Raw genomic sequence first — 21945 nt, 5'->3', positions numbered from 1 at the left:
GCGGGGGGCGGCGGATCAGAGATCGCGCTGGCGGCCACCCCAGGTGGCGGCGTAGCTGGCGACGAAGGCGCCGATCAGCAGCGACACGAAGAGCCACAGCGCGGCGGCGGCAGACGCCTTGCGCGCCTTGTCGGCCGCTTCGCGGGCGGTGTTCTCGGCATCCTGCAGCTTGGCCTTGGCCTTGGCGTAGGTGTCGTTCACCCGCTTCTCCGCGGCTTCCTGCGTCATGCCGGTCCGCTGGGCGATCAGGCTGGCGACGTAGCGCACGTCGTCTGCCGGCATCGATTCGGCGCGGATGCTGTTGACCATGATGCGGCCCACTTCGGCGACGGTCGATGCGGCGACCGGCTCGGTGTTGCGCGGTGCGGTGGCAGCGGGCGTCGTCGGCGCGGCGGGCGTGGCGGCCGCGGCGTTGGCGGCATCGGCCACCGGGTCGGTACCGGTGGCGGCGGCAGGTGCCGGGGCCGCAGCGGCCGGGGTCTGCGCCGCGGTATCGGGGCGGAACAGCGAATCGACGAAGTAGCCGTAGACCGACGAATTGCCGCCGCCCGAGGACGACGCATTACCGGCACTGCTGCCGATGGCGGCGCCCGCGGCACCGGCGGTGGTCACGGCGGCGCCGGCCACCGACGCACCGGCCTTGGCACCCATGCCCACCACGTTGCCCACGGCCGAGGCCAGGAAGGCGGCGGTCACCAGCGAGGCCACGGCCCAGGCCAGGAAGCCGTGGGCGGTGTCGCGGAAATACACCTCGTCGGTGTGCACGCCGGCCCAGCGGGTGCGCAGCCGGCCGGCCAGGTAGCCGCCCATGCCCGACGCCGCCAGCTGGGTGAAGGTGATCCAGAACACGCCGGCGACGCCGAGCGTCATCGCGCTCGCGCCCTGCGTGGACCACGGCGACGCGGACGACAGGCCCAGGCCCGACCCGAGCAGCAGCAGGATCATCGACAGGGCCGCGGCGGCGATCGCGCCGGCCACGATGGCGCCCCAGGAAACGGCACTGCCGCTGGCGGACGGCACGCCCGGGGCGTGGACCGCGACTCCGCCGGGCAGGTCGGTGGCGGGAGGTTGGCTGTAGTTCATAGGTGTGGCCCCGGAAAGAATGGAGGCTTGCACAGTGGCTTTCTACCCGGGCTGTCAGTGTGGGTAACCGGATGCATCCGGCGTAGGCCGGCGCCCCGTTGCGGTGCACCGGCCGCAGGCCCGGCGGCTACCGGCCCGGCCAGGGAGGCGTTTCGCCCTGGAGGCGCCGCCACAGCCACTGCAGCCCGGCCTTCACGTCCGGCCGGGTGGCGAGGTTGCGCGGCGGGATCGCGACGAAGCGGTCGCCCTCCCGCTGCGCCACCGTGAAGCTGAAGCTGTAGCCCGGCTCCAGGCCCATCCGCAGGTCGCTCATCACCACGCGCCGGTCGGCGCGCTCCTCCAGCTTGTAGAAGCCGTGGGTGAACCAGGCCAGGCGCGCGGCCGGCGCGCTGGCCTGCAGCGCCGGCGCCAGGGATTCGCCGCGCGGGTAGGTCTGCAGCTGCAGCGCCGCCACCGGGTCGCCCAGGCGGTGGAAGCCTTCGGCATAACCGCCGGGCGTCATCGCCAGCACCCGCCAGAGCACCGTGTTGAGCGGCGTGGGCGTGACCAGCAGCTGCGTGGTCTGCAGGCCCTGCGCAAGCAGGGCGGCCTGGGCCAGGGTGGTGACGTGCCACTGCGCGGCGGCGCTCCAGGCCAGGTACGCGGTGCTCAGCACCAGGCCCGCGGCGTTCCAGCGCAGGCCGCGCAGGCCGGCCGGCCGCAGCAGCGCCGCGCCCACGCCCACCAGCAACGGCAGCGTGTAGAGCGGATCGATGATGAAGATGCTGCCGACGTAGTACGGGTGGCTGGTGAAGGGCAGGAGCAGCTGGGTGCCGTAGACCGTCATCAGGTCGAGCAGCGGATGCGTCACCAGCGCCAGCCACACGGCCATCCACCAGCGGCCGAACAGCGCCCGCTGACCGTGCAGCCATGCGATCGCCCAGGCGATGGCCGGCGCCGCCAATGTCAGGAAGAACAGCGCATGGCTCTCGGTGCGGTGCTGGGTCATGTTGGCGATCGGGTCGCCGTGGTCGATCAGCGCGTCCAGGTCGGGCAGGGTGCCGCAGATGCCGCCCCAGAGCGCGGCCTTCCACACGGCGGTGCGCCGGCCCATCACCGCCACGCCGACCGCGGCGCCGAGCGTCAGTTGAGAGAGTGAATCCATGGCGCGCGATTCTGACGGCGGCCCGCGGCGCGCCTGTGACCAAACGCGGGCCGGTCCGGCCGGCTAACCCGGCGCCGGGTCGGCCGGCGGCACCGCGCCGCGCTGCAGCGCCTGGCGTACCGACCGCACCGGCCGGAACAGCGCCACCAGCGCCGCCTCCAGCGCGCGGGCCTTGCCGGTATGGTCGCCGCCGAAGTTGCAGACGTACACGTCGAGCGTCACCGCCCGGCGCTCGGGCCAGGTGTGGAGGCAGAGGTGCGATTCGGCCAGCAGCACCGTGGCGGTGACGCCGCCCGGCCCCTCGGCCGTCGGCGGAAAGCCGTGCGCCAGCCGCGCCACCGGCTGCAGGCCGGCCGCCCGCACCTGCGCCTCGCATGCCGCCAGCAGGGCGCAGGCATCGGTCAGCCAGCGCGCGTCGCAGCGGCAATCGTGGAGGTCGGCGGTGAGGTGCAGGCCGTGCATGGCGGGCACTGTAGTGGATGCGTGGCGGGCAGTGCGTGGCGGCCCGACGCCACGCTGTCGCGCCGGCCCTGTAGCGCGGCGATACCTGCCGCAGGCCCTCGCCGGTAAAATGCGGGGTTGCCCGCAGATTCCTGCCCGTTTCCTCCTCCCACTTCCGAAGCCTTTCCGGAGCCGCCGCCGATGGCCATCAACGAATCCCCCGCGTCCGTCCCTTCGTCCGAGGTCCAGCCTCCTGCCGCCGTCGCCGTGCGCGACGTCGCCTCGTCGCCGGCCTCCGCCGCACCCGACGTGGCCATGGCCAACGCGATCCGCGCCCTGGCGATGGATGCGGTGCAGCAGGCCAACTCGGGCCATCCCGGCGCGCCGATGGGCATGGCCGACATGGCCGTCGGCCTGTGGGGCCGCCACCTGCGCCACAACCCGGCCAACCCGCAGTGGGCCGACCGCGACCGCTTCGTGCTCTCGAACGGCCACGGCTCGATGCTGCTCTACGCGGTGCTGCACCTGACCGGCTACGACCTGCCGATCCAGGAACTGAAGAATTTCCGCCAGCTGCACAGCAAGACCCCGGGCCACCCCGAGGTCGGCTACACGCCGGGCGTGGAGACCACCACCGGCCCGCTGGGACAGGGCATCACCAACGCGGTCGGCTTCGCACTGGCCGAGAAGCTGCTGGCCCGCGAATTCAACCGCGCCGACCACACGATCGTCGACCACCACACCTACGTGTTCCTGGGCGACGGCTGCCTGATGGAAGGCATCAGCCATGAAGCGGTGGCGCTGGCCGGCGCCTGGAAGCTCAACAAGCTGGTCGCGCTGTACGACGACAACGGCATCTCGATCGACGGCCAGGTCGCGCCCTGGTTCGTCGACGACACGCCCGCCCGGTTCCGCGCCTGCGGCTGGAACGTGGTCGGCCCGGTCGACGGCCACGACGCCCAGGCGGTGGCCGCGGCCATCGCCAGCGCCAGGACATCGGCCGACAAGCCGACGCTGGTGGTGTGCAAGACCGCCATCGGCAAGGGCTCGCCCAACCGCGCCGGCACCAGCAAGGCCCACGGCGAGCCGCTGGGCGCCGACGAGATCGCACTGACCCGCCACGCCCTGTCGTGGGCCCACGTGCCCTTCGAGATTCCGGCCGACGTATACGCCGCCTGGGACGCGAAGGAGGCCGGCGCCAAGGCCGAGGCCGACTGGAACCAGCGCTTCGCCGCCTACCAGGCCGCCTACCCCGAGCAGGCCGCCGAGTTCACCCGCCGGATGCGCGGCGAGCTGCCGAAGCACTTCGCCCAGACCGCGGTCGACACGGTCATCGCCGCCCACACCAAGGCCGAGACGGTCGCCAGCCGCAAGGCCAGCCAGCTCGCGCTGGAGAGCTTCACCGCCGCGCTGCCCGAGCTGCTGGGCGGCAGCGCCGACCTGACCGGCTCCAACCTCACCAACACCAAGAGCACCCCGCCGCTGCGCTTCGACGAAGCCGGCCAGGTGGTGCAGGTCGAGTCGGCCGTCGGCACCCCGGTCGGCGGCCGCCACATCAACTACGGCGTGCGCGAGTTCGGCATGGCCGCGATCATGAACGGCGTGGCGCTGCACGGCGGCTTCATCCCCTACGGCGGCACCTTCCTCACCTTCAGCGACTACAGCCGCAACGCGATCCGCATGGCCGCGCTGATGAAGCTGCGGGTGGTGCACGTCTTCACCCACGACTCGATCGGCCTGGGCGAGGACGGCCCGACCCACCAGTCGATCGAGCACGCCGCCAGCCTGCGCCTGATTCCCAACCTGGATGTCTGGCGCCCCGCCGACACCGCCGAGACGGCGGTCGCCTGGGCCGTGGCGATCCAGAACCAGGACCGCCCGACCGCGCTGCTGCTCTCGCGCCAGAACCTGCCCTACGCCGCCAAGGACGACCTGGGCGAGATCAGCCGCGGCGCCTACGTGCTGAGCGAGCCGGCCGCCGTCGGCCTGAAGGGCAAGAAGGCCCGCGCGGTGATCCTCGCCACCGGCTCCGAAGTGCAGCTGGCCCTGAAGGCGCAGAAGCTGCTGGCCCGCGACAGGATCGCGGTGCGGGTGGTCTCGGTGCCGAGCACCACCGCCTTCGACCGCCAGGACGCGGCCTACAAGGCGTCGGTGCTGCCCGCCGGCCTGCCCCGCGTGGCGGTCGAGATGGGTGTGACCGACGGCTGGTGGAAGTACGGCTGCGACGCGGTCGTCGGCATCGACCGCTACGGCGAGTCGGCGCCGGCCGCCGTGCTGTTCCAGCAGTTCGGCTTCACGCCGGAGAACGTGGCCGCCACGGTGCGCAAGGTGCTGGCCACGGCCGGCCGCAGGTAGAAAGAGCAGGACTGCCGCGGCGCCGCCGGCTGCAGGGCCGGGCGCCGTCGGCGGCAGGGTTTCGTGAACGGTTTCGCAACATCCAGGAGCAAGTGACATGACCATCAAGATCGGCATCAACGGCTTCGGCCGCATCGGACGCAACGTGCTGCGCTCGGCCGTGCAGAATTTCTCGGACATCGAAGTCGTCGGCATCAACGACCTGCTCGAGCCCGACTACCTGGCCTACATGCTGCAGTACGACAGCGTGCACGGCCGCTTCGACGGCAGCATCGCGGTCGAGGGCAGCACCCTGATCGTCAACGGCAAGAAGATCCGCCTGACGCAAGAGCGCGACCCGGCCAACCTCAAGTGGGACGAGATCGGCGCCGACATCGTGCTGGAGGCCACCGGCCTGTTCCTCGACAAGGCCGGCGCCGGCAAGCACCTGGCCGCGGGCGCCAAGAAGGTCATCATCTCGGCGCCGTCGAAGGACGACACGCCGATGTTCGTGCGCGGCGTCAACTGCGGCAGCTACGCCGGCGAGGCGATCATCTCGAACGCCTCGTGCACCACCAACTGCCTGGCGCCACTCGCCAAGGTGGTCCACGACAAGTGGGGCATCAAGCGCGGCCTGATGACCACGGTGCACGCCACCACCGCCACCCAGAAGACGGTGGACGGCCCGTCCAACAAGGACTGGCGCGGCGGCCGCGGCATCCTCGAGAACATCATCCCCAGCAGCACCGGCGCCGCCAAGGCGGTGGGCGTGGTGATCCCCGCGCTCAACAAGAAGCTGACCGGCATGAGCTTCCGCGTGCCGACCTCCGACGTGTCGGTGGTCGACCTGACCGCCGAGCTGAGCAGCCCGGCCACGCTCGACGAGATCAAGGCCGAGATCAAGGCCCAGTCGGAAGGCGCGCTGAAGGGCATCCTGGGCTACACCGAGGACAAGGTCGTCGCCACCGACTTCCGCGGCGACACCCGCACCTCGATCTTCGACGCCGACGCCTCCATCGCGCTCGACAGCACCTTCGTCAAGCTCGTCGCCTGGTACGACAACGAATGGGGCTACTCGAACAAGTGCCTGGAGATGGTCCGCGTGGTGGCCGCGAAGTAATCCGTGCCTCTGCGACCATGAAGAACGCGCCCGAGGGCGCGTTCTTCATTGGGGCTGCGATCGATCGCCGGGTCAGGGCGTTGTCAGCGCCCACCCGGCTTTCCGCGGCGCGCCCACCGCCGCCATCGTCGCCACCGGCACCTGCGGTGCCACCGTGCCCAGCCGGAACACCGCCACCGCCCGCACCAGTTCCTCGGCCTGCAGGCGCAGGCTGCCGGCGGCGGCCGCGCTTTCCTCGACCAGCGCGGCGTTCTGCTGGGTGGTCTGGTCCAGCTGGTTGACCGCGTCGCCGATCTGGGCGACGCCGCTGCTCTGCTCGGCGCTGGCGGCGCTGATCTGGGCCACCACGCCGCTCACCTGGCGGATGGCCTCGACCACCTCGGCCATCGTGGCGCCGGCACGGTCGACCAGCGCAGCGCCCTGGTCGGCGCGCTGCACGCTGGTGTCGATCAGGCCGCGGATCTCGCGGGCGGCGCTGGCGCTGCGCTGGGCCAGGTTGCGCACCTCGGAGGCGACGACCGCGAAGCCGCGGCCCTGTTCGCCGGCCCGCGCCGCCTCCACCGCGGCGTTCAGCGCCAGGATGTTGGTCTGGAACGCGATGCCGTCGATCAGGCCGATGATGTCGGCGATGCGGCGGCTGCTGTCGTTGATGCCCTTCATCGTCTGCACCACCTCGGCCACCACCGCGCCGCCGCGGGTCGCCACGTCGCTGGCGCCCTGGGCCAGCCGGTGCGCCTGGCGGGCGTTCTCGGCGTTCTGCACCACGGTCGAGGCCATCTCCTCCATCGACGCCGCCGTCTGCTGCAGGGCCGAGGCCTGGGTCTCGGTGCGGCCCGACAGGTCGTGGTTGCCCTGGGCGATCTGGGTGGAGCCGGTGGCGATGCTGTCGCTGCTGGCGCGCACCCGCTGCACCGTGTCGGCCAGGTTGGCGCGCATCTGCTCCAGGGCCGCCATCACGCTGCTGCGGTCGCCGGGCGCCACCGGCACCCGCACCGACAAATCACCCTGCGCCACCGCGTTGGCGACGGCCGCCGCCGCCGCGGGCTCTCCGCCGGTGGCGGCCCAGACGCTGCGGCGCACCCACCAGCTCAGGCCGAGCAGCAGCACCGTCGATAGGCAGAAAACCGCGATCTGGATCGCGCTGGCATCGGTCTGCACGGCGGCCAGCTCGGTGAGGGAGTCGTCCGCGAAGGCGGTCGCCGCCTTGACGGTGCCGTCCACGCCCTGGCGGTGGTCCAGGTACAGCGCCTGGGCGCTTCCCAGGGCGGTGCGGGCGGCAGCGGTGTCGCCCGCCGCAAGCGCTGCGAAGACCGGTGGCACCGCCGCCATGAAACGTTGCGCCGCGGCATGCTGCGCGCCGAGCAACTGGGTTTCCAGGCCGTAGGTGGGATGGGATTTCCAGAAGTCGACACGCTCCTGGTATTCCTTCTGGAGCCGGGCCGCCTCGGCCTGCGCCTGAGCCGGCGGCATGGTGCCTTCTACCGCCTGCGACAGCACCAGGCGCAACTCCAGCAGGTAGAGCGGCGGCGGCAGGATGTCGGCGGTGATGTCCTTGGCGACCAGGGCGCGTTGCACCGATCGGTTGGCGATGGACGACTCGACCACCGAGGTGGCGGTGAGTACGCCGGCGGCGAGGATTCCCGACGCGATCAGCGCCAGGAGCATGGATTTGAGAGACTTCACGGACGCTTTCTACGGTTGACACCTGCTTACAGGCGCGGCCATTAGAGCGTTGCAGTTTGCGGGTTTTTGTAGGCCGTGCGCCTGTCGTTATCCCTGTAATTCGCTATTTCTACGGGCGATAAGAAAGTTTCTTTCACCCTGATCAAATTGGCAGGTGTGGAGAACGGTGCCTGCGCCTGCTGCGACAGCCTGGTGGTAAAGCATGCGTAAAGCTTTAGGTGTGAAGCAGTTGGCGTGTTCTGTCCGGGCGACCGCTGGTGCGCAGCAGACGAGCTTCGGTGCGTGCGATTCGGATGAAAAGTAGCCGCGGCCGACGTTGCACGCCGATATTCAGCTATCGAAAAAGGAGCAGAGCCGGAGGGCGCTAGGCCGGCGTTTCGTCGGCAGTCTCGGGCGGCCAGTCGAGCAACTCGGCCAGGCGCCGGGTCACCCAGCGCGCCTCGACGTGGAGCAGGCCCGCCTCGGGAACCGAAAGCGTCGCGTAGAAGCGCTGCAGCAGCGCATGCTGCTCGGCGAAACCGTCGGGCTGCAGGGCGAGGGCCTGTCCGGTCAGGTGCTGGGCCAGGTCTTCGCAGAGTTCGTAGCGGCCCTGCACGGCGGCCAGCGGCGCCGTGGGGCGCTGGCGCTCGTCGAGGTAGAGCGCGTGGAAGGAGGGCGGCAGCGACAGCTGGTTTTCGTCGTAATCCATGCGGAAGCCTATCACCGCCCTGGCTCGGCTCACCCCCGGGCTGAGCGGGTCGCGTCTACGACCACCCCTTGCGAGGGGGCGACACCGGCGGCCCGGCGGAGCCGTCCTGCGGCATCCCGGGGACGGGGTGGCCTTCGCGGTGGCCGCGATCGTCAGATGAAGTTGTCGCCGTCGTCGTCGGCGAATCCGCCGTCGTCCACCAGCCAGCTCCCGCTGCCGTCGTCGACGGCGGTTTGCCGCGACGCGTCGGCGTAGGCGCCGTTGTCCGAGAGGAAAGGGCTGGCCGAGCCGCTGCCGGCCGAAACGTCGTCGCGCGGGCCGAGCGCATCGCCGATGCGCTGGTTGGCGGGGTCGTCGTGTCCTCCGGCCGTGGCCGCTGCGAGGGGCGATCCGTCCACCAGGTTCTTCGCGGCGCCGCCGGCATGCTCGCCCCAGTGCTGCAGGCCGTTGAACAGGAACATGCCGCCGGCCACGCCCGCCGCGGTGGCGGCCGCCTGGCCCAGGAAGCCGGAGCCGCCGCCTGCCGGGGCCGCCTGCAGCGGCGCTGTCGGCGGCTGGCCGGCGGACGGCGGGGCGCCGAAGAGCCGCTCGCGCCAACCGCCGACCGGTGCCGACGGCGGCTGCACCGCGGCGGCGGGCGGAAAGCCCGCGGGCGGCGGCATGTAGGTCTGCGACGGCGCGCGGCCGAAGCCCGGCTCCGGTGCGGGCGCGGGCGAGAGGAAGCTGCCTTCGGCCGGCGCCTGCGCCGTGGCCTGCTTCAATTGCGCGATCTGCCGCTGCGCGTCGTCCAGCGCCTGCTGCAGCAGCAGGGCGCGCTGCACCAGCAGATAAGGTGCATCGGGCTGTACGGCCAGCCGTTCGCGGATCAGGGCGTCGGCGGCAGGGTCCTTGGCGACGCTTCCCACCCGGGCCAGCCGGTCCAGGAAGTCGTCGAGCATGCGGTGTTCTTGGGGCGTCATGGTGCGGGCATCCTTTTTTCACGCGCCCATCCAGGTAGCCGGGCACGCGGTACGACTGTCGCACGCGGCGGATGTTCCGCGGCCCGCGGCCCGTTAAGCGTGGTCTAAGCCAAGGCCACCCGCACCACCATGTAGGTGCCGAGCGCCGCCAGACTCGCGAACAGGCAGCGCCGGAAAACGGCCACCGGCAGGCGCTGCCGCAGGCGCTGGCCCAGCGCCATGCCGGCCAGCGCCGGCAGCAGCAGGACCAGCGACGCGGCGGCCGGCAGCGTGTGCGGCGTCCCGGCCGCCGCGGGCGCCAGCAGCAGGCCGGCGGCGAGTGCCATGGTCGAGGTGGTGAAGGCGATGCCCATCGCCTGCACCAGCGCATCCCGCTGCAGCCCGAGCGCCTGCAGGTAGGGCACGGCCGGCAGGATGAACACGCCGGTCAGCGCGGTGACCAGCCCGGTGGCCATGCCCACCGCCGGACCCAGCCAGCGCTCCTGCGCCGGCGGCACCTGCCACGGCCGTCCGGCGAGTCCCCAGGCGGCATAGACGACCAGCGCCACGCCCAGCAGCACGCCGCTGGCGGCGCCGGCGGGCGCGCCGAAGGCCAGGGCGCCCAGCAGGGTGCCGGCCACTGTGCCCGCCTGCATGCCGGCCAGCCGGCGCGCCAGCGGCCAAAGGGTGGCAAGGGGGCGCAGCTGCCAGGCATTGGTCACCAGCGACGGCACCACCAGCAGCGCCGCCGCCTGGGCCGGCGCCATCCACAGCGCCAGCAGCGCCATCGCCACCGTGGGCAGGCCCAGCCCCACCAGGCCCTTGATGCCGCCCGCCAGCAGGAAGACCGCGCCGGCGGCCAGCCACGCGCCGACGCCGGTCCCCGACGCCAGGCCGCCACCGACCAAATGCATGTCCATCTCCGCTCCTTTCGCTGCCGGCGGCCGCACCGCGGGCCGCGCCGGCCGCCAGTGTGGGCGGTGCCGCGGCGCCTGCCTATCTGCGGTTTCCGCAGCCTGCCTTCGTCCCGGCCTGAGGCTGACGTGCTAGCGTTCGCGCATGCGCTTCGACCTCACCGACCTGAAGCTGTTCCTGCATGTGGCGGCGTCCGGCAGCCTCACCGCCGGCGCCGCGCGCAGCCACATGGCGCTGGCCAGCGCCAGCCAACGGGTGCGGGGCATGGAGGACGCGCTGGGCGTGCCGCTGCTGCTGCGCCGGGCCCGCGGCGTGGAGCCGACCGAGGCCGGCCGCACGCTGCTGCACCATGCCCGGCGCGTGCTGCAGCAGATGGACCAGCTGCACGGCGACCTGGCCGCCTATGGCCAGGGCCTGCGCGGCCAGGTCCGGCTGCTGTGCAACACCTCGGCGATGGCGGAGCACCTGCCGGTGCCGCTGGCGCGGTTCCTGGCCGCGCATCCCGGCCTGTCGGTGGAGCTGGAGGAGCGGCCGAGCGACGAGACGGCCGAGGCGCTGCGGCGCGGCGATGCCGACATCGGCATCGTCTCGGACGCGGTGGACGTCGCGGGCCTGCAGGCGGTGCATTTCCGGCCCGATCCGCTGGTGCTCGTCGTGCCGCGCGGCCATCCGCTCGCGGCGTCGCGACGGGTCGGGATGGCCGACGCGGCGGCGCTGGAATTCGTCGGCCTGTCGGCCGGCAACCCGCTGCAGGAGCACATCGCCCGGCAGGCCCGTCGGTTCGGGCAGCGGTTGCGCTACCGGGTGCGGGTCGGCAGCTTCGAGGCGGTGTGCCGCATGGTCGAGCAGGGCATCGGTGCCGGCATCGTGCCGCGCGCCGCGGCGCTGCGCTACGGCCGCCCGGCGCGGCTGGCCCGGCTCGCGATCGACGAGGCCTGGGCCCGGCGCGCACTGCTGCTCTGCACCCGGCCGGGCGAGACGCTCGCGCCGCCGGCCGCGGCGCTGGTTCGGTCGCTGCTCGCGGCCGACGCGCCCTGAGCGCCCCCGTCGCGCGCAGCGATGCGCGCCCTTTGCCTACACACGCTGCGGCGGGGCTTCCGTACGGTGGACCGCTTCACTGATCCACGACTTCCAGGAGACCGGCATGACCACTTCCACCACCGGCGGCACCCAGCCCGACCGCATCGACATCGCAGACGCCGGCGCACGCGCCGAATGGGCCGAGAAATTCGACGTGAGCGAGGAGCAGCTGCAGGACGCGGTGAAGGCCGCCGGCGACCGCGCGACCGATGTCGAGATGCACCTCAAGGGATCGCGCAGCATCACCAATGCCGACCGAGTGGACGAACTCGGCGCCGGAAACTGACCGGCCTTCGCGCCGAACCGACAGCCGGCCGCGCCATGCGGCCGGCTTTTTTCATGCCGCGCGCCGCAGCGGGGAATGCACCAGCTCTTCCACCCGGTCGCCGTCGACTTCTTCCTGCTCCAGCAGTTCGGCCGTCAGCGCCTTCAGGGCAGGCAGGTGGGCTTCCAGCACTTCGGTGCAGCGGGCTTCCAGCGCCACCAAGAGGGTGTTGGCCTGGCGCACCGCGTCGCCCACCGCCGAGCCGGCGTGCGCCTCGGGCACGGCGGCCAGGCTGAACAGGCCGGCCTCGGGCGACAGGCCGAAGCGGCCGACCATGTCGAGCGCCAGGCGAGACGCCTCCTGCAGGTCCTGCGCCGCGCCGCTCGAGGCTTCGCCCAGCAGCATCAGTTCGGCGCCGCGGCCGGCCAGCAGCATCTGGATGCGGGCCTCGATGAAGCTCTTCGGGTAGAGCACCTTGTCCTCTTCCTGCGTCACCAGCGTCACGCCCAGGGCGCCGCCGCGCGGCAGGATGGTGACCTTCTCGACCTTGCCCGAGCGCAGCGCCGAGGCCACCACCGCATGGCCCGCCTCGTGCACCGCGATGCGCCGCAGCTCGCCCTCCGACAGCGCGCGCTGGCCGCCGTTGAGTTCGCCGATGCGGGTGGTCTCCACCGACTCCATCAGGTGGGCCATGGTGACCCGCTGCGCGTCCCCGCGGGCCGCGACCAGGGCCGCGTGGTTGACGATGTGGGCCAGCGCCGCCGGCGCCAGGCCGGTGGTCATGCGGGCCAGCTGGTCGAAATCGGCCTCGGGCATCGTCGGCAGCTTGCCGGCGTAGAGCCGCAGGATGTCGGCGCGGTCGCGTACGTCGGGCAGCTTCACGTTCACCCGGCGGTCGAAGCGGCCCTCGCGCAGCAGCGCCTCGTCGAGGTTGTCGGCGAGGTTGGTCGCGCCGATGACGATCACGCCCTCGTTGTCGGCGAAGCCGTCCATCTCGACCAGCACCTGGTTGATGATGCGGTTGCCCTCGCTCTCGGCCGCGCCGGTGCCCGAGCTGCGCTTCGAGAGGCCGTCGATCTCGTCGATGAACAGGATGCACGGCGCGTTCTTGCGGGCGGTGGCGAAAAGCTGCTTGACCTTCGACACCCCCACGCCGTAGAACTTGGAGCTGAACTCGCTGCCATTGGTGGCGATGAAGTTGACGCCGGCCTCGCCCGCCATCGCCTTGGCCAGCAGCGTCTTGCCAACGCCCGGGCCGCCCAGCATCAGGATGCCGCGCGGCGCCCGTGCGCCCAGCGCGGCGAAGCGCGCCGGCTGGTGCAGGAACTGCACCACGTCGGCCAGCGCCGACTTGGCCTCGCCCGCGCCCACCACCGAGGAGAACGAGACGCCGGTGGGCTTCTCGACCAGCTTCGAGAGCGAGGTCACGTCCCGGCGCATCAGGTAGAACATCGCGCCGATCAGCAGGATCGGCAGCAGCAGGCTGATCAGCGCGCGGAACAGCTCCATGCCGCGGTCCCAGGCCTGCGAGGTGTCGGCGCCGACGCGCACCTGCGGCAGCATCGCCAACTCGAAGGCCGGGGTGGCGGCGCTCTGCGCCTGCTGCACCACCAGGCCGGCGAAGGCGCCGCGGCCGTCGACCACGTAGTAGCGCTCGCCGCCGGTGGTGGTGACCAGCAGCGCGTGCGGGGTGACGCCCACCGCGGCGACGCTGCCGGTGCGCAGGTCGGCCAGCAGGGCCGAGCCGTCGCGCTGGGTCGCGCCCCATCGGGCCGGGTCGGCGGCCATCTGCTGGCCGGCGGCGCCGGCGGGCAGGGCGCCGGCCGGTGCCGAAAAGCCGGGCCAGAGGCCCACCGCCAGCGCGGCGAGCACGGCGAGGGCGATGCCGCCGACGGCCAGGCGGTAGGTCTTCACGAAGCGGAGCAGGTTCTGTTTCATGCGGTGGGGGCCCCGCGGCAGGCGCCAACGCCTGCGGCGCGCGGTAGCAAGATTGTAGGAAAAGACCTACGGGTTGCCTTTTTGTTAGGCAATTTCTCCAGTGCCGCGCAGGCCCATTGCATCCGCCCGGCCCTGCTCCGCGTAGGGCGGGCGCCACGGCCGGCCGCGGGGCGCGGCTAGAATCGCGCCTCCTTTGGGGAGTAGCCTGCTGCCGGATGTCGGCAGCGCCCGCGTCAACAGACTCGGCACCGTGCGTGCCGTGGTGCGGGTAGCCGGAAGGTTGGCGAGACCAGCGGTGCACCGACACGGGACGGCCGGGTGGTGGTGCGCCGCGGTGTCTTGCAACCGGCTGCGTCTGTGCTCCCCATGAATCTCGCCTCCACCCTGTTCCTGGCCTTCGCCATGTCGACCGACGCCTTCGCCGCGGCCGTCGGCAAGGGCGCCGCGCTGCACAAGCCCCGCTTCCGCGAGGCGCTGCGCACCGGCCTCATCTTCGGCACCATCGAGGCCATCACCCCCGTCATCGGCTGGGCCGCGGGCCTGGCCGCCGCCAGCTACGTCAAGGCCTGGGACCACTGGATCGCCCTGGTGCTGCTCAGCGTGCTGGGCCTGCGGATGATCCGCTCGGGACTGTCGGCGCACGAGGCCGAGGAAGACCGCCCGCAGCGCAACGCCTTCTGGGTGCTGGTGTTGACCGGCGTAGGCACCAGCATCGACGCGATGGCCGTCGGCGTGGGCCTGGCCTTCGTCGACGTGGAGATCCTTCCCACCGCGCTGGCCATCGGCCTGGCGACCACGCTGATGGTGACCGCCGGCGTGATGGTCGGCCGGGTGCTGGGCCGCGTCGTCGGCAAGCGTGCCGAGATCGTCGGCGGCGTGGTGCTGATCGGCATCGGCTGCACCATCCTGTACGAGCACCTGGGCCGCGCCGGGGGCTGAGGACGGCGCGGCCGCGTCCGGCCTTTCGGGCGGCCGACGGCGCCGTGCGGGCGCGGCCCGCAGAATGTCGGGTTTCCACCACCCGGGCGAATTCGATGACGACGCACTCTCCTTCGCCGCAGGCCGACGTTCCCGGCAGCCTGGTGCTGCTGCTGGCCGTCGGTGCCGGGCTGGCGGTGGCGTCGCTCTACTACAGCCAGCCGATGCTCGGGGTGCTCGGCCCCGACCTGCGGGTGGGCGCCACCACCATCGGCCTGGTGCCGACGCTCACGCAGCTGGGCTACGCGCTCGGCATCCTGACGCTGGCGCCGCTGGGCGACCGGTTCGACCGCCGGCGGATCATCCTGGCCAAGGCCGGCGTGCTGTGCCTGGCGCTGCTGCTGTGCGCGCTGGCGCCGTCGCTCGGCGTGCTGCTGGCGGGCAGCTTGGCGATCGGGCTGGCCGCCACCCTGGCGCAGGACCTGGTGCCCGCCGCCGCCACCCTGGCGCCGGCCGCCAGCCGGGGCCGCACCGTGGGCACGGTGATGACCGGGCTGCTGCTGGGCGTGCTGCTGTCGCGGGTGGTGAGCGGCTTCGTGGCCGAGCACTTCGGCTGGCGCACGATGTACGGCGCCGCCGCGCTCAGCATCGCCTTGCTGGCGGTGGCCGCCTGGCGCGGGCTGCCGCGCTTCGCACCCACCACCCAGTTGCCCTACGGCGCGCTGCTGGCCTCGCTCGGCACCCTGTGGCGGCGGCACCCGGCGCTGCGCCGGGCCGCGCTGGCCCAGGCGCTGCTGAGCGTCGGCTTCAGCGCCTTCTGGTCGACGCTGGCGGTGATGCTGCACGGCGCGCCGTTCCACCTGGGCAGCACCGCCGCCGGCGCCTTCGGCCTGGCGGGCGCGGTGGGTGCGCTGGCCGCACCGCTGGCCGGCCGCATCGCCGACCGCAAGGGGCCGGAGCTGGTGGCGCGGCTGGGCGCCGGGCTGGTGGCGGTGTCGTTCCTGGCGATGGCGGCGGGGCCCGACCGCCTGTGGCTGATCGCGGTCAGCGCGGTGGGCTTCGACCTGGGCATGCAGGCCACGCTGGTGGCGCACCAGACCATCGTCTTCGGCATCGAGCCTGCGGCGCGCAGCCGGCTCAACGCGGTGCTGTTCACCGCCATGTTCGTCGGCATGGCCAGCGGCGCGGCCCTCGGCAGCCTGGTGCTGGCCCACGGCGGCTGGACGGCGGTGTGCGCCATGGCCACCCTGACCGCCGCGGCCGCCCTGGCGGTGCGGATGTGGCCCGGTGCGCCGCGCACCGTGCAGGCCTGACGGCCGCGCTCAGCCGGCGGGCGTCGGCTGCGAAGGCTCCGGCTCGGGCATGTCGAGCCGGGTGACGGTGGTGTGCATCTCGCCCATCTGCAGCGGCACCGCGCCGTAGTCGCTGATGAAGGCCACGTCGGCGGCGTCGCGGCCGTAGGCCACCACGATGCGGCCGCCGCGGGGCTCCGACTGGGTGGCGTCGAAGGTGTACCAGCGGCCGCCGACGAAGGCCTCGAACCAGGCGTGCATGTCCATCGGGTCCAGCTGCCAGAGGTAGCCCACGACCACCCGCGCCGGGATCTTCAGCGCCCGGCAGAGCGCGATGCCCACGTGCGAGAAGTCGCGGCAGACGCCCGCGCCGTGGATCAGCGTGTCAAGCGCGTCGGTGTTGGGGGTGCTCACGCCGTAGCGGTACTCGATGTTGGCGTGGATCCAGGCGCGGATCGCCTCCACCTGCGCGTAGCCGGGCGCATGGCCCTGCACCAGGGAGAGTGCCTGGCCCTGCATCTTGTCCGACGGGCAGTAGCGGCTCGGCAGCAGGTAGTGCAGCACGTCGTCGGGCAGCAGCGCCACCGGCGTGTAGTGGGCGTCGTGCTGCACCGCGATGTGGTCCTCCGCCTGCAGCACCATCTCGACCTCGATGCGCATCGTACCCTGCGGCACGGTGAAGCGCTGGCAGAGGTTGCCGTACGGGTCGACCATCTCCGAGGTGGGCACCAGCGGCGAGATTTCGTAGCGCTCGCTCATCATCCACTGCGCCCGGCCGCTGCGGGGCCGCAGCACGGCGACGACCGGGCTGTCGGCATAGGCGGTCACGGTCATCGAGCAGTGGGCTTTGAGTTTCATGGGGCGGAGCGTGGGAAGGGACGGGCGCCGTGCAGACGCCGAAAGTCGGAACGAAAAAAAGCGCAGCTGTCGTGCCGCGCCTTGTAGACCCCGAGCGTAACCGGCGGCGCCCCGCATCCGGTGTAGGCCGCCTGCCCGGCTCTGCGGCGCGGCGGGGTTTTCCGGATGCGGCGGTACGGCCGGTGCGTGCCCCGCCGGGGCGCACCGGCCGATACTGCGAACGAAAATGGCCTGGGGCCGGCGTGGATCGCCGGCATGCAGCTATGGTTTTCGTAGCGCGGGCACCTCGACCAGCCAGTGCGGCCGGAACGTCGCCTGCTCGCCCTTGCCGGCATAGCCCAGCGGGTTCGCCACCACCCGGCAGCCGGCCTGCCGGTAGTCGCTGGGCGCATGCAGGTGGCCGTGCAGCCAGAGCTGGGCCCGGGGCAGCAGAGGGTCGAGCGCGTTGCAGAAGCCGGCGGTCCCGGGCACCAGGCCGTAGCGCGGATCGGCGCTGCCCAGGCTGGGCGCGAAGTGGGTGACGACCACCGTCGGCCCGGCGAAGGGCGTGGCCAGCGCGCCGGCCAGCCACTGCTGGCAGGCCAGGGCTTCCTCCCGCACGCCTTCGGACAGCCAGGGCGCGCCGTGGCGGGTGGTGCCGGTCTTCCGCAGGTAGAAATCGGCGGCGCGCATCGCCTTGCCGCGGGCCTTGAGCGCGGCGGCGGGTGCCGCACCGGCGGGGACCAGGGCCTCGAAATCGGCCCAGAGGGTGGTGCCCAGGAAACGCACGCCGTCGACCGCGACGGTTTCGCGGTCGAGCCAGCCGATGCCGAGCCGGTCGCAGAGGCGCCGCAGCCGGAGCCGGGCGGCGTCGACATCCTGCCCGTCGTATTCGTGGTTGCCCGGCACGAACAGCACCGGCTGCGGCCAGCCGCCGAACTGCGGCAGTGGCGAGAAGCGGGCAAGGCCGAAATCGTCGCCCGGCAGGCGGGAGGACGGATGGTGGGAGCCGATGTCGCCCGCCAGGACCAGGAGGTCGGCGCCGGGCGTGGGCGAAAAGCCGAAATCGGGTTGCACTTCCAGGTGCAGGTCGGACAGGAGCTGTAGCTGCATTCGGCCATTGTGCGGTGCGGCGACGCTGCCCATTCCCGTGCGCTGCGCACCAGAGTGGAACAGGTTATGCACGCTCGGCATGGGCAAGGGGTGGGCAAGGCTAGGGAAAACCCTTAATCTACCCCTATCGCCACTTTTTGATGCACCCACAAGGTGCAAGACGCCATGTTCACGCTGATCGCCCGCCTCCTGAGCTCCGCCCCTGCCTCCCGCGGGATGGCACCGCCGGCCGGCATTGCCAACCGCCTGATGGAAAGCGCCGAGGCCCGCGCCGGCCAGGACCCGCACCACGCCCACGAGCTGCGCCAGGCTGCGCGCGCCTACCTCAGCGTCATCCGCTGACGAAGATGTGAGAGAACCTGCTGCGCGGCCCGATTGCGCGCCTGCGGTCCTCACCGTACCTGAGTACGGCTCCGGTCCTCCACGCACACTCGGGCCGCCCGCTACGGTTCTTTCACATCTTCTGCGTTGTGTGGGAATACCAGTTTCCATAGCCGACGCTATTTAATTGATAGCTATAGGCCTTTTTCCCGAGCCGGCTAGCGTCTCAATCGTTCTTGAACTTTCTATTCACTCACAGCAGTGGATGCAGCACTGCCGATCGCTCCACCGCGTTGCGCAGCCACTCGTGCGCGGCCGACGGTTGCTGGCGGCGGTGCCAGAGGGCGTCGACGTGGACGGTCGGTACCGGGAACGGCAGGGGGCGCCAGACGATGTGTTCGGCCAGGCCGGTCGCGCCGACGAAATGGCGCGGCAGGATGGTCAGCATGTCCGACTGGGCCACCACCCGGCCGGCGGTGAAGAACTGGTTCACCGTGACCGCCACGTGGCGGGTGCGCCCCAACAGCGACAGCGCCTCGTCGATGAAGCCGTAGGGGCGCCCCGAAAAACTCACCAGCATGTGGCGCGCCGCGCAGAAACGGTCGATGGTGAACGCGTCCTGCGATAGCTCCGACAGCGGATGGCCGCGCCGCATCACGCAGACGTACTGGCCGTCGTAGAGCCGGTGGTGGGCGAAGCTCTCCAACTCGCCGGCCTGGCTGCGGGCGGTCAGGTCGGCCATCACCGCGGGAAAGTAGCCGACCGCCATATCGGCTTCTTCGTCGGCCAGCAGCCGGCGCGGGTCGCGGGTGGCCAGCGGCACCACCCGCACCTGGATGCCCGGCGCTTCCGCTTCCATGATGTTGACCAGCGCCGGCATGACCACCGCCGCGGTGGCGTCGGCCATTGCCAGCACGAAGGCGGTGGACGCCTCGGCCGGCACGAACACGTCGGGCGCCAGCGAGCGCTGCAGCTGCCGCAGCGCCTCGCGCACGTCGGGCCAGATCGCCGCGGCCCGGGCGGTCGGCTCCATCACCGCACCGTTGCGCCGAAGCAACTCGTCGCCCAGCACCTCGCGCAGGCGCCGCAGGGCGTTGCTGACGGCCGGCTGGGTGATCGACAGGTTGTGGGCCGCGCGGGTGAGGTTGCGCTCGGCCATCACCTCGTCGAAGACCCGCAGCAGGTTGAGATCGAGGGCGCGGAAGTTGGTGGAAGCCATGCGCCGCACGATAGGCCATCACCGTGGTGAATGCCAAGCATCACGCAAATAAATTTGAGGAATGCCGGGGTAAACCCTAATATTCACCCCAGGCGCTGAAATCCTCTTCCGGCGCTACCCGCAGGAGATCACCATGACCAGCTTCGTACACCCTCAGTTCTCTTCCCAGCACGTCGGCGCCAACCGCGCGGTCCGCACCGTCGAGCATGTCTCCGGCCTCGTCCAGGGCGCCCGTGGCGGCGCTTCGCTGCTGCTGGCCGCCGTCGTGTCGGCCGTCCTCGTCGTCGCCAACCAGGTGGTCGACACCTGGTCCGAAGGCCATCTGCTGACCGCCTGGGCCGTGCTCTGGGCCATCGCCTTCGCCGCCCTGGCCCTGCTGGCCGGCCCGCTGCGCCGCGCCGCGATCACGCTGCGCGCCACCGTCTTCGCCTGGAACGAGCGCCAGATCGCCGCCGAGCAGGACCGCCAGATGATGCGCGTCGCCATGACCGATGCCCGCGTGATGGCCGACATCAGCCGCGCGATGAGCATGGGTGCCGCCCGCGACGTCCGCAACTACTTCTGATCGGCGCCGGGCGCGCGACGCGCCCCGCCTGCAGAAAAGCCGCTGGTCCCGGAAGGGGCCAGCGGCTTTTTCAATGGGCGGTCGGTCGGCGCAGGGCCTGCACCGGCGCACCGCAGCCGGTGCGCGGCGGGCGATCAGCCCTGGATGCGCGCTTCCAGTTCCGCGCGGGTGTCCTTCAGCTCCTGCGGCAGGCCGCGCGCCAGCTGGGCGAACAGCTCGTCGTGCAGTGCCAGCTCGGCGCCCCAGGCGGCGTCGTCGGTGCGGGTCACCGTGTCGAACTGCGCGGGGGTGAAGTCCAGGCCGGTCCAGTTCAGGTCTTCGTAGGCGGGGCTGGTGCCGGTGAGGTGATCGACGCCGGCGCCGGCCGTGCCTTCGATGCGGTCGATCATCCACTTCAGCACGCGCATGTTCTCGCCGTAGCCGGGCCAGGCGAACTTGCCGTCGGCACCCTTGCGGAACCAGTTGGTCTGGTAGATCTTCGGCAGCTTCGCGCCCCGGGCCTGCAGCTTGGCGCCCAGGTCGATCCAGTGCTGGAAGTACTCGCTCATGTTGTAGCCGGCGAACGGCAGCATCGCGAACGGGTCGCGGCGCACCACGCCCTGCTGGCCGAAGGCGGCGGCGGTGGTCTCGGAGCCCATGGTGGCGGCCATGTAGACGCCTTCGTTCCAGTTGCGGGCCTCGGTCACCAGCGGCACGGTGGTGGAGCGGCGGCCGCCGAACAGGAAGGCGTCGATCGGCACACCGGCCGGATCGTCCCAGGCGCTGTCGAGCGCCGGGTTGTTGGTGGCCGCCACGGTGAAGCGCGAATTGGGATGCGCGGCCTTGGCGCCGGTCTCCTTGGCGATCTGCGGCGTCCAGTCCTTGCCCTGCCAGTCGATCAGGTGCGCCGGCAGCGCCTTGCCCGGTGCGTCCTGCTCCATGCCTTCCCACCAGACGTCGCCGTCGTCGGTGAGCGCCACGTTGGTGAAGATCACGTCGCGGTCCAGGCTCTTCATGCAGTTGGGGTTGGTCAGCATGTTGGTGCCGGGGGCCACGCCGAAGTAGCCGGCCTCGGGGTTGATCGCATACAGCCTGCCGTCGGCCGCGGGCTTGATCCAGGCGATGTCGTCGCCGATGGTGGTGACCTTCCAGCCGTCGAGGGCCGGTGGCGGCACCAGCATCGAGAAGTTGGTCTTGCCGCAGGCCGACGGGAACGCCGCCGCCACGTGGTACTTCTTGCCGGCGGGCGACTGCACGCCCAGGATCAGCATGTGCTCGGCCAGCCAGCCGGTGGCCGTGTCGGTCGCTTCGGCGCGGCCCATGGCCGAGGCGATGCGCAGCGCCAGGCACTTCTTGCCCAGCAGCGCATTGCCGCCGTAGCCCGAACCGTACGACCAGATCTCGCGCGTCTCGGGGAAGTGCACGATGTACTTGGTGGTGGGATTGCACGGCCAGGCCACGTCCTGCTGGCCGGCGGCCAGGGGCGCGCCGACGGTGTGCAGGCAGGGCACGAACTCGCCGTCGTCGCCCAGCACGTCGAGCACCGCGCGGCCCATGCGGGTCATCAGCTTCATGTTCACCGCCACATAGGCGCTGTCGGACAGCTCGACGCCGATGTGGGCGATGTCGCTGCCGAGGGGCCCCATCGAGAACGGCACCACGTACATCGTGCGGCCCGCCATGCAGCCGTCGAACAGCGGCTGCAGGATGCCGCGCATCTCGGCCGGGGCCTTCCAGTTGTTGGTCGGGCCGGCGTCTTCCTGCTTCTCGGAGCAGATGAAGGTGCGGTCCTCCACCCGTGCCACGTCGCTCGGGTCGGAGCAGGCCAGGAAGCTGTTGGCGCGCTTGGCCGGGTTGAGGCGCTTGAAGGTGCCGGCATCGACCAGCTGCTGGCAGAAGCGGGCGTATTCCTCGTCGCTGCCGTCGCACCAGACGATGTCCTGCGGCTTGCAGAGGGCGGCCATCTCCGACACCCAGGCGATCAGCCGGGCGTTCTTGACGTAGGAAGGGGCCTGTACGGGCAGTCCTTGGGTGGGGGCGTTCATCGGTCGAGCTCCTGAGTTTGAAAACCG

The 21945-nt window shown here is 71.7% G+C and carries 20 protein-coding genes; 8 read left to right on the top strand and 12 right to left on the bottom strand.

Annotated features, from left to right (window positions below):
* Positions 1-15: 15 nt before the first annotated feature.
* From ASE76_RS05175 to ASE76_RS05165, 3 genes are all read right to left on the bottom strand, one after another.
* Positions 16-1083 (bottom strand): hypothetical protein, encoded by a 1068-nt coding sequence (locus ASE76_RS05175; RefSeq protein WP_055835831.1) that lies wholly within the window; start codon positions 1081-1083, stop codon positions 16-18.
* A gap of 127 nt (positions 1084-1210) precedes the next feature.
* Positions 1211-2227, bottom strand: a complete 1017-nt coding sequence (locus ASE76_RS05170) for a metal-dependent hydrolase (protein WP_055835828.1) — start codon at positions 2225-2227, stop codon at positions 1211-1213.
* A 63-nt stretch (positions 2228-2290) separates the two neighbouring features.
* A complete protein-coding gene (locus tag ASE76_RS05165; RefSeq protein WP_055835826.1) occupies positions 2291-2689 on the bottom strand; it encodes an S-adenosylmethionine decarboxylase family protein in 399 nt (132 codons plus the stop codon).
* Between the two features lie 294 nt (positions 2690-2983).
* Between ASE76_RS05165 and tkt the strand changes: the two genes are divergently transcribed.
* Both tkt and gap read left to right on the top strand, forming a co-directional pair.
* Positions 2984-5023: a transketolase gene (gene tkt, locus ASE76_RS05160; protein ID WP_055836198.1), complete on the top strand. Its 2040-nt coding sequence runs from the start codon at positions 2984-2986 to the stop codon at positions 5021-5023.
* Between the two features lie 97 nt (positions 5024-5120).
* Positions 5121-6122, top strand: a complete 1002-nt coding sequence (gene gap, locus ASE76_RS05155; protein WP_055835824.1) for a type I glyceraldehyde-3-phosphate dehydrogenase — start codon at positions 5121-5123, stop codon at positions 6120-6122.
* A gap of 72 nt (positions 6123-6194) precedes the next feature.
* Here the strand turns inward: gap and ASE76_RS21370 are convergent, their stop codons facing one another.
* The 4 genes from ASE76_RS21370 to ASE76_RS05135 all read right to left on the bottom strand — a co-directional run bounded on the left by ASE76_RS21370 (position 6195) and on the right by ASE76_RS05135 (position 10351).
* The gene (locus ASE76_RS21370) at positions 6195-7805 is read right to left on the bottom strand and encodes a methyl-accepting chemotaxis protein (RefSeq protein ID WP_304437650.1); all 1611 of its coding nucleotides are present in this window, start codon (positions 7803-7805) and stop codon (positions 6195-6197) included.
* A gap of 364 nt (positions 7806-8169) precedes the next feature.
* Positions 8170-8493, bottom strand: coding sequence for a hypothetical protein (locus ASE76_RS05145; RefSeq protein WP_055835818.1), 324 nt, complete (start codon positions 8491-8493; stop codon positions 8170-8172).
* A gap of 152 nt (positions 8494-8645) precedes the next feature.
* Positions 8646-9452, bottom strand: coding sequence for a DUF2076 family protein (locus ASE76_RS05140; protein ID WP_082448019.1), 807 nt, complete (start codon positions 9450-9452; stop codon positions 8646-8648).
* Between the two features lie 104 nt (positions 9453-9556).
* Positions 9557-10351 (bottom strand): sulfite exporter TauE/SafE family protein, encoded by a 795-nt coding sequence (locus ASE76_RS05135; RefSeq protein ID WP_168389217.1) that lies wholly within the window; start codon positions 10349-10351, stop codon positions 9557-9559.
* 139 nt (positions 10352-10490) lie between these two features.
* On the opposite strand from ASE76_RS05135, the gene ASE76_RS05130 reads away from it, so the two are divergent.
* Positions 10491-11384, top strand: coding sequence for a LysR substrate-binding domain-containing protein (locus ASE76_RS05130; protein WP_055835813.1), 894 nt, complete (start codon positions 10491-10493; stop codon positions 11382-11384).
* A gap of 106 nt (positions 11385-11490) precedes the next feature.
* Positions 11491-11712 (top strand): DUF3606 domain-containing protein, encoded by a 222-nt coding sequence (locus tag ASE76_RS05125; protein ID WP_055835810.1) that lies wholly within the window; start codon positions 11491-11493, stop codon positions 11710-11712.
* A 51-nt stretch (positions 11713-11763) separates the two neighbouring features.
* Here ASE76_RS05125 and ASE76_RS05120 read toward each other — a convergent pair whose 3' ends face one another.
* Positions 11764-13629 carry an AAA family ATPase gene (locus tag ASE76_RS05120; RefSeq protein ID WP_055835807.1) on the bottom strand — a complete coding sequence of 622 codons (1866 nt, stop codon included), beginning with the start codon at positions 13627-13629 and terminating at the stop codon, positions 11764-11766.
* A gap of 366 nt (positions 13630-13995) precedes the next feature.
* Here ASE76_RS05120 and mntP point away from each other — a divergent pair, with 366 nt between their 5' ends.
* A complete protein-coding gene (gene mntP / locus ASE76_RS05115) occupies positions 13996-14568 on the top strand; it encodes a manganese efflux pump MntP (protein WP_055835805.1) in 573 nt (190 codons plus the stop codon).
* A 95-nt stretch (positions 14569-14663) separates the two neighbouring features.
* The gene (locus ASE76_RS05110) at positions 14664-15860 is read left to right on the top strand and encodes an MFS transporter (protein WP_055835802.1); all 1197 of its coding nucleotides are present in this window, start codon (positions 14664-14666) and stop codon (positions 15858-15860) included.
* Positions 15861-15869: 9 nt separating this feature from the next.
* Here the strand turns inward: ASE76_RS05110 and ASE76_RS05105 are convergent, their stop codons facing one another.
* Both ASE76_RS05105 and ASE76_RS05100 read right to left on the bottom strand, forming a co-directional pair.
* Positions 15870-16697 (bottom strand): transglutaminase family protein, encoded by an 828-nt coding sequence (locus tag ASE76_RS05105; protein ID WP_055835799.1) that lies wholly within the window; start codon positions 16695-16697, stop codon positions 15870-15872.
* 261 nt (positions 16698-16958) lie between these two features.
* Positions 16959-17789 (bottom strand): metallophosphoesterase, encoded by an 831-nt coding sequence (locus ASE76_RS05100; protein ID WP_055836191.1) that lies wholly within the window; start codon positions 17787-17789, stop codon positions 16959-16961.
* A 165-nt stretch (positions 17790-17954) separates the two neighbouring features.
* Between ASE76_RS05100 and ASE76_RS20815 the strand changes: the two genes are divergently transcribed.
* Positions 17955-18131 (top strand): hypothetical protein, encoded by a 177-nt coding sequence (locus tag ASE76_RS20815; RefSeq protein WP_168389216.1) that lies wholly within the window; start codon positions 17955-17957, stop codon positions 18129-18131.
* 232 nt (positions 18132-18363) lie between these two features.
* Here the strand turns inward: ASE76_RS20815 and ASE76_RS05095 are convergent, their stop codons facing one another.
* Entirely contained in the window at positions 18364-19329 is a 966-nt protein-coding gene (locus ASE76_RS05095; RefSeq protein ID WP_055835796.1) for a LysR family transcriptional regulator, read from the bottom strand.
* A 133-nt stretch (positions 19330-19462) separates the two neighbouring features.
* Here ASE76_RS05095 and ASE76_RS05090 point away from each other — a divergent pair, with 133 nt between their 5' ends.
* Positions 19463-19894, top strand: a complete 432-nt coding sequence (locus ASE76_RS05090; protein ID WP_055835793.1) for a hypothetical protein — start codon at positions 19463-19465, stop codon at positions 19892-19894.
* Positions 19895-20028: 134 nt separating this feature from the next.
* Here ASE76_RS05090 and ASE76_RS05085 read toward each other — a convergent pair whose 3' ends face one another.
* Entirely contained in the window at positions 20029-21918 is a 1890-nt protein-coding gene (locus ASE76_RS05085) for a phosphoenolpyruvate carboxykinase (GTP) (RefSeq protein WP_055835790.1), read from the bottom strand.
* Positions 21919-21945: the final 27 nt, after the last annotated feature.

This window comes from Xylophilus sp. Leaf220 (assembly GCF_001421705.1).
In the GTDB taxonomy this organism is placed as follows: domain Bacteria; phylum Pseudomonadota; class Gammaproteobacteria; order Burkholderiales; family Burkholderiaceae_C; genus Xylophilus.
This window is presented reverse-complemented; position numbering and strand designations above follow the sequence as displayed.

What these genes read in the sequence shown, in the direction of transcription:
- gap (WP_055835824.1), top strand. Translation starts at nt 5,121, where the DNA reads ATGACCATCAAGATCGGCATCAACGGCTTCGGCCGCATCGGACGCAAC.
- mntP (WP_055835805.1), top strand. Translation starts at nt 13,996, where the DNA reads ATGAATCTCGCCTCCACCCTGTTCCTGGCCTTCGCCATGTCGACCGAC.
- ASE76_RS05110 (WP_055835802.1), top strand. Translation starts at nt 14,664, where the DNA reads ATGACGACGCACTCTCCTTCGCCGCAGGCCGACGTTCCCGGCAGCCTG.
- ASE76_RS05175 (WP_055835831.1), bottom strand. Translation starts at nt 1,083, where the DNA reads ATGAACTACAGCCAACCTCCCGCCACCGACCTGCCCGGCGGAGTCGCG.
- ASE76_RS05135 (WP_168389217.1), bottom strand. Translation starts at nt 10,351, where the DNA reads ATGGACATGCATTTGGTCGGTGGCGGCCTGGCGTCGGGGACCGGCGTC.
- ASE76_RS05095 (WP_055835796.1), bottom strand. Translation starts at nt 19,329, where the DNA reads ATGGCTTCCACCAACTTCCGCGCCCTCGATCTCAACCTGCTGCGGGTC.
- ASE76_RS20815 (WP_168389216.1), top strand. Translation starts at nt 17,955, where the DNA reads ATGTTCACGCTGATCGCCCGCCTCCTGAGCTCCGCCCCTGCCTCCCGC.
- ASE76_RS05145 (WP_055835818.1), bottom strand. Translation starts at nt 8,493, where the DNA reads ATGGATTACGACGAAAACCAGCTGTCGCTGCCGCCCTCCTTCCACGCG.
- ASE76_RS05125 (WP_055835810.1), top strand. Translation starts at nt 11,491, where the DNA reads ATGACCACTTCCACCACCGGCGGCACCCAGCCCGACCGCATCGACATC.
- ASE76_RS05165 (WP_055835826.1), bottom strand. Translation starts at nt 2,689, where the DNA reads ATGCACGGCCTGCACCTCACCGCCGACCTCCACGATTGCCGCTGCGAC.
- ASE76_RS05105 (WP_055835799.1), bottom strand. Translation starts at nt 16,697, where the DNA reads ATGAAACTCAAAGCCCACTGCTCGATGACCGTGACCGCCTATGCCGAC.
- ASE76_RS05090 (WP_055835793.1), top strand. Translation starts at nt 19,463, where the DNA reads ATGACCAGCTTCGTACACCCTCAGTTCTCTTCCCAGCACGTCGGCGCC.
- ASE76_RS05140 (WP_082448019.1), bottom strand. Translation starts at nt 9,452, where the DNA reads ATGACGCCCCAAGAACACCGCATGCTCGACGACTTCCTGGACCGGCTG.
- ASE76_RS05170 (WP_055835828.1), bottom strand. Translation starts at nt 2,227, where the DNA reads ATGGATTCACTCTCTCAACTGACGCTCGGCGCCGCGGTCGGCGTGGCG.
- ASE76_RS05100 (WP_055836191.1), bottom strand. Translation starts at nt 17,789, where the DNA reads ATGCAGCTACAGCTCCTGTCCGACCTGCACCTGGAAGTGCAACCCGAT.
- tkt (WP_055836198.1), top strand. Translation starts at nt 2,984, where the DNA reads ATGGCCAACGCGATCCGCGCCCTGGCGATGGATGCGGTGCAGCAGGCC.
- ASE76_RS05085 (WP_055835790.1), bottom strand. Translation starts at nt 21,918, where the DNA reads ATGAACGCCCCCACCCAAGGACTGCCCGTACAGGCCCCTTCCTACGTC.
- ASE76_RS05120 (WP_055835807.1), bottom strand. Translation starts at nt 13,629, where the DNA reads ATGAAACAGAACCTGCTCCGCTTCGTGAAGACCTACCGCCTGGCCGTC.
- ASE76_RS05130 (WP_055835813.1), top strand. Translation starts at nt 10,491, where the DNA reads ATGCGCTTCGACCTCACCGACCTGAAGCTGTTCCTGCATGTGGCGGCG.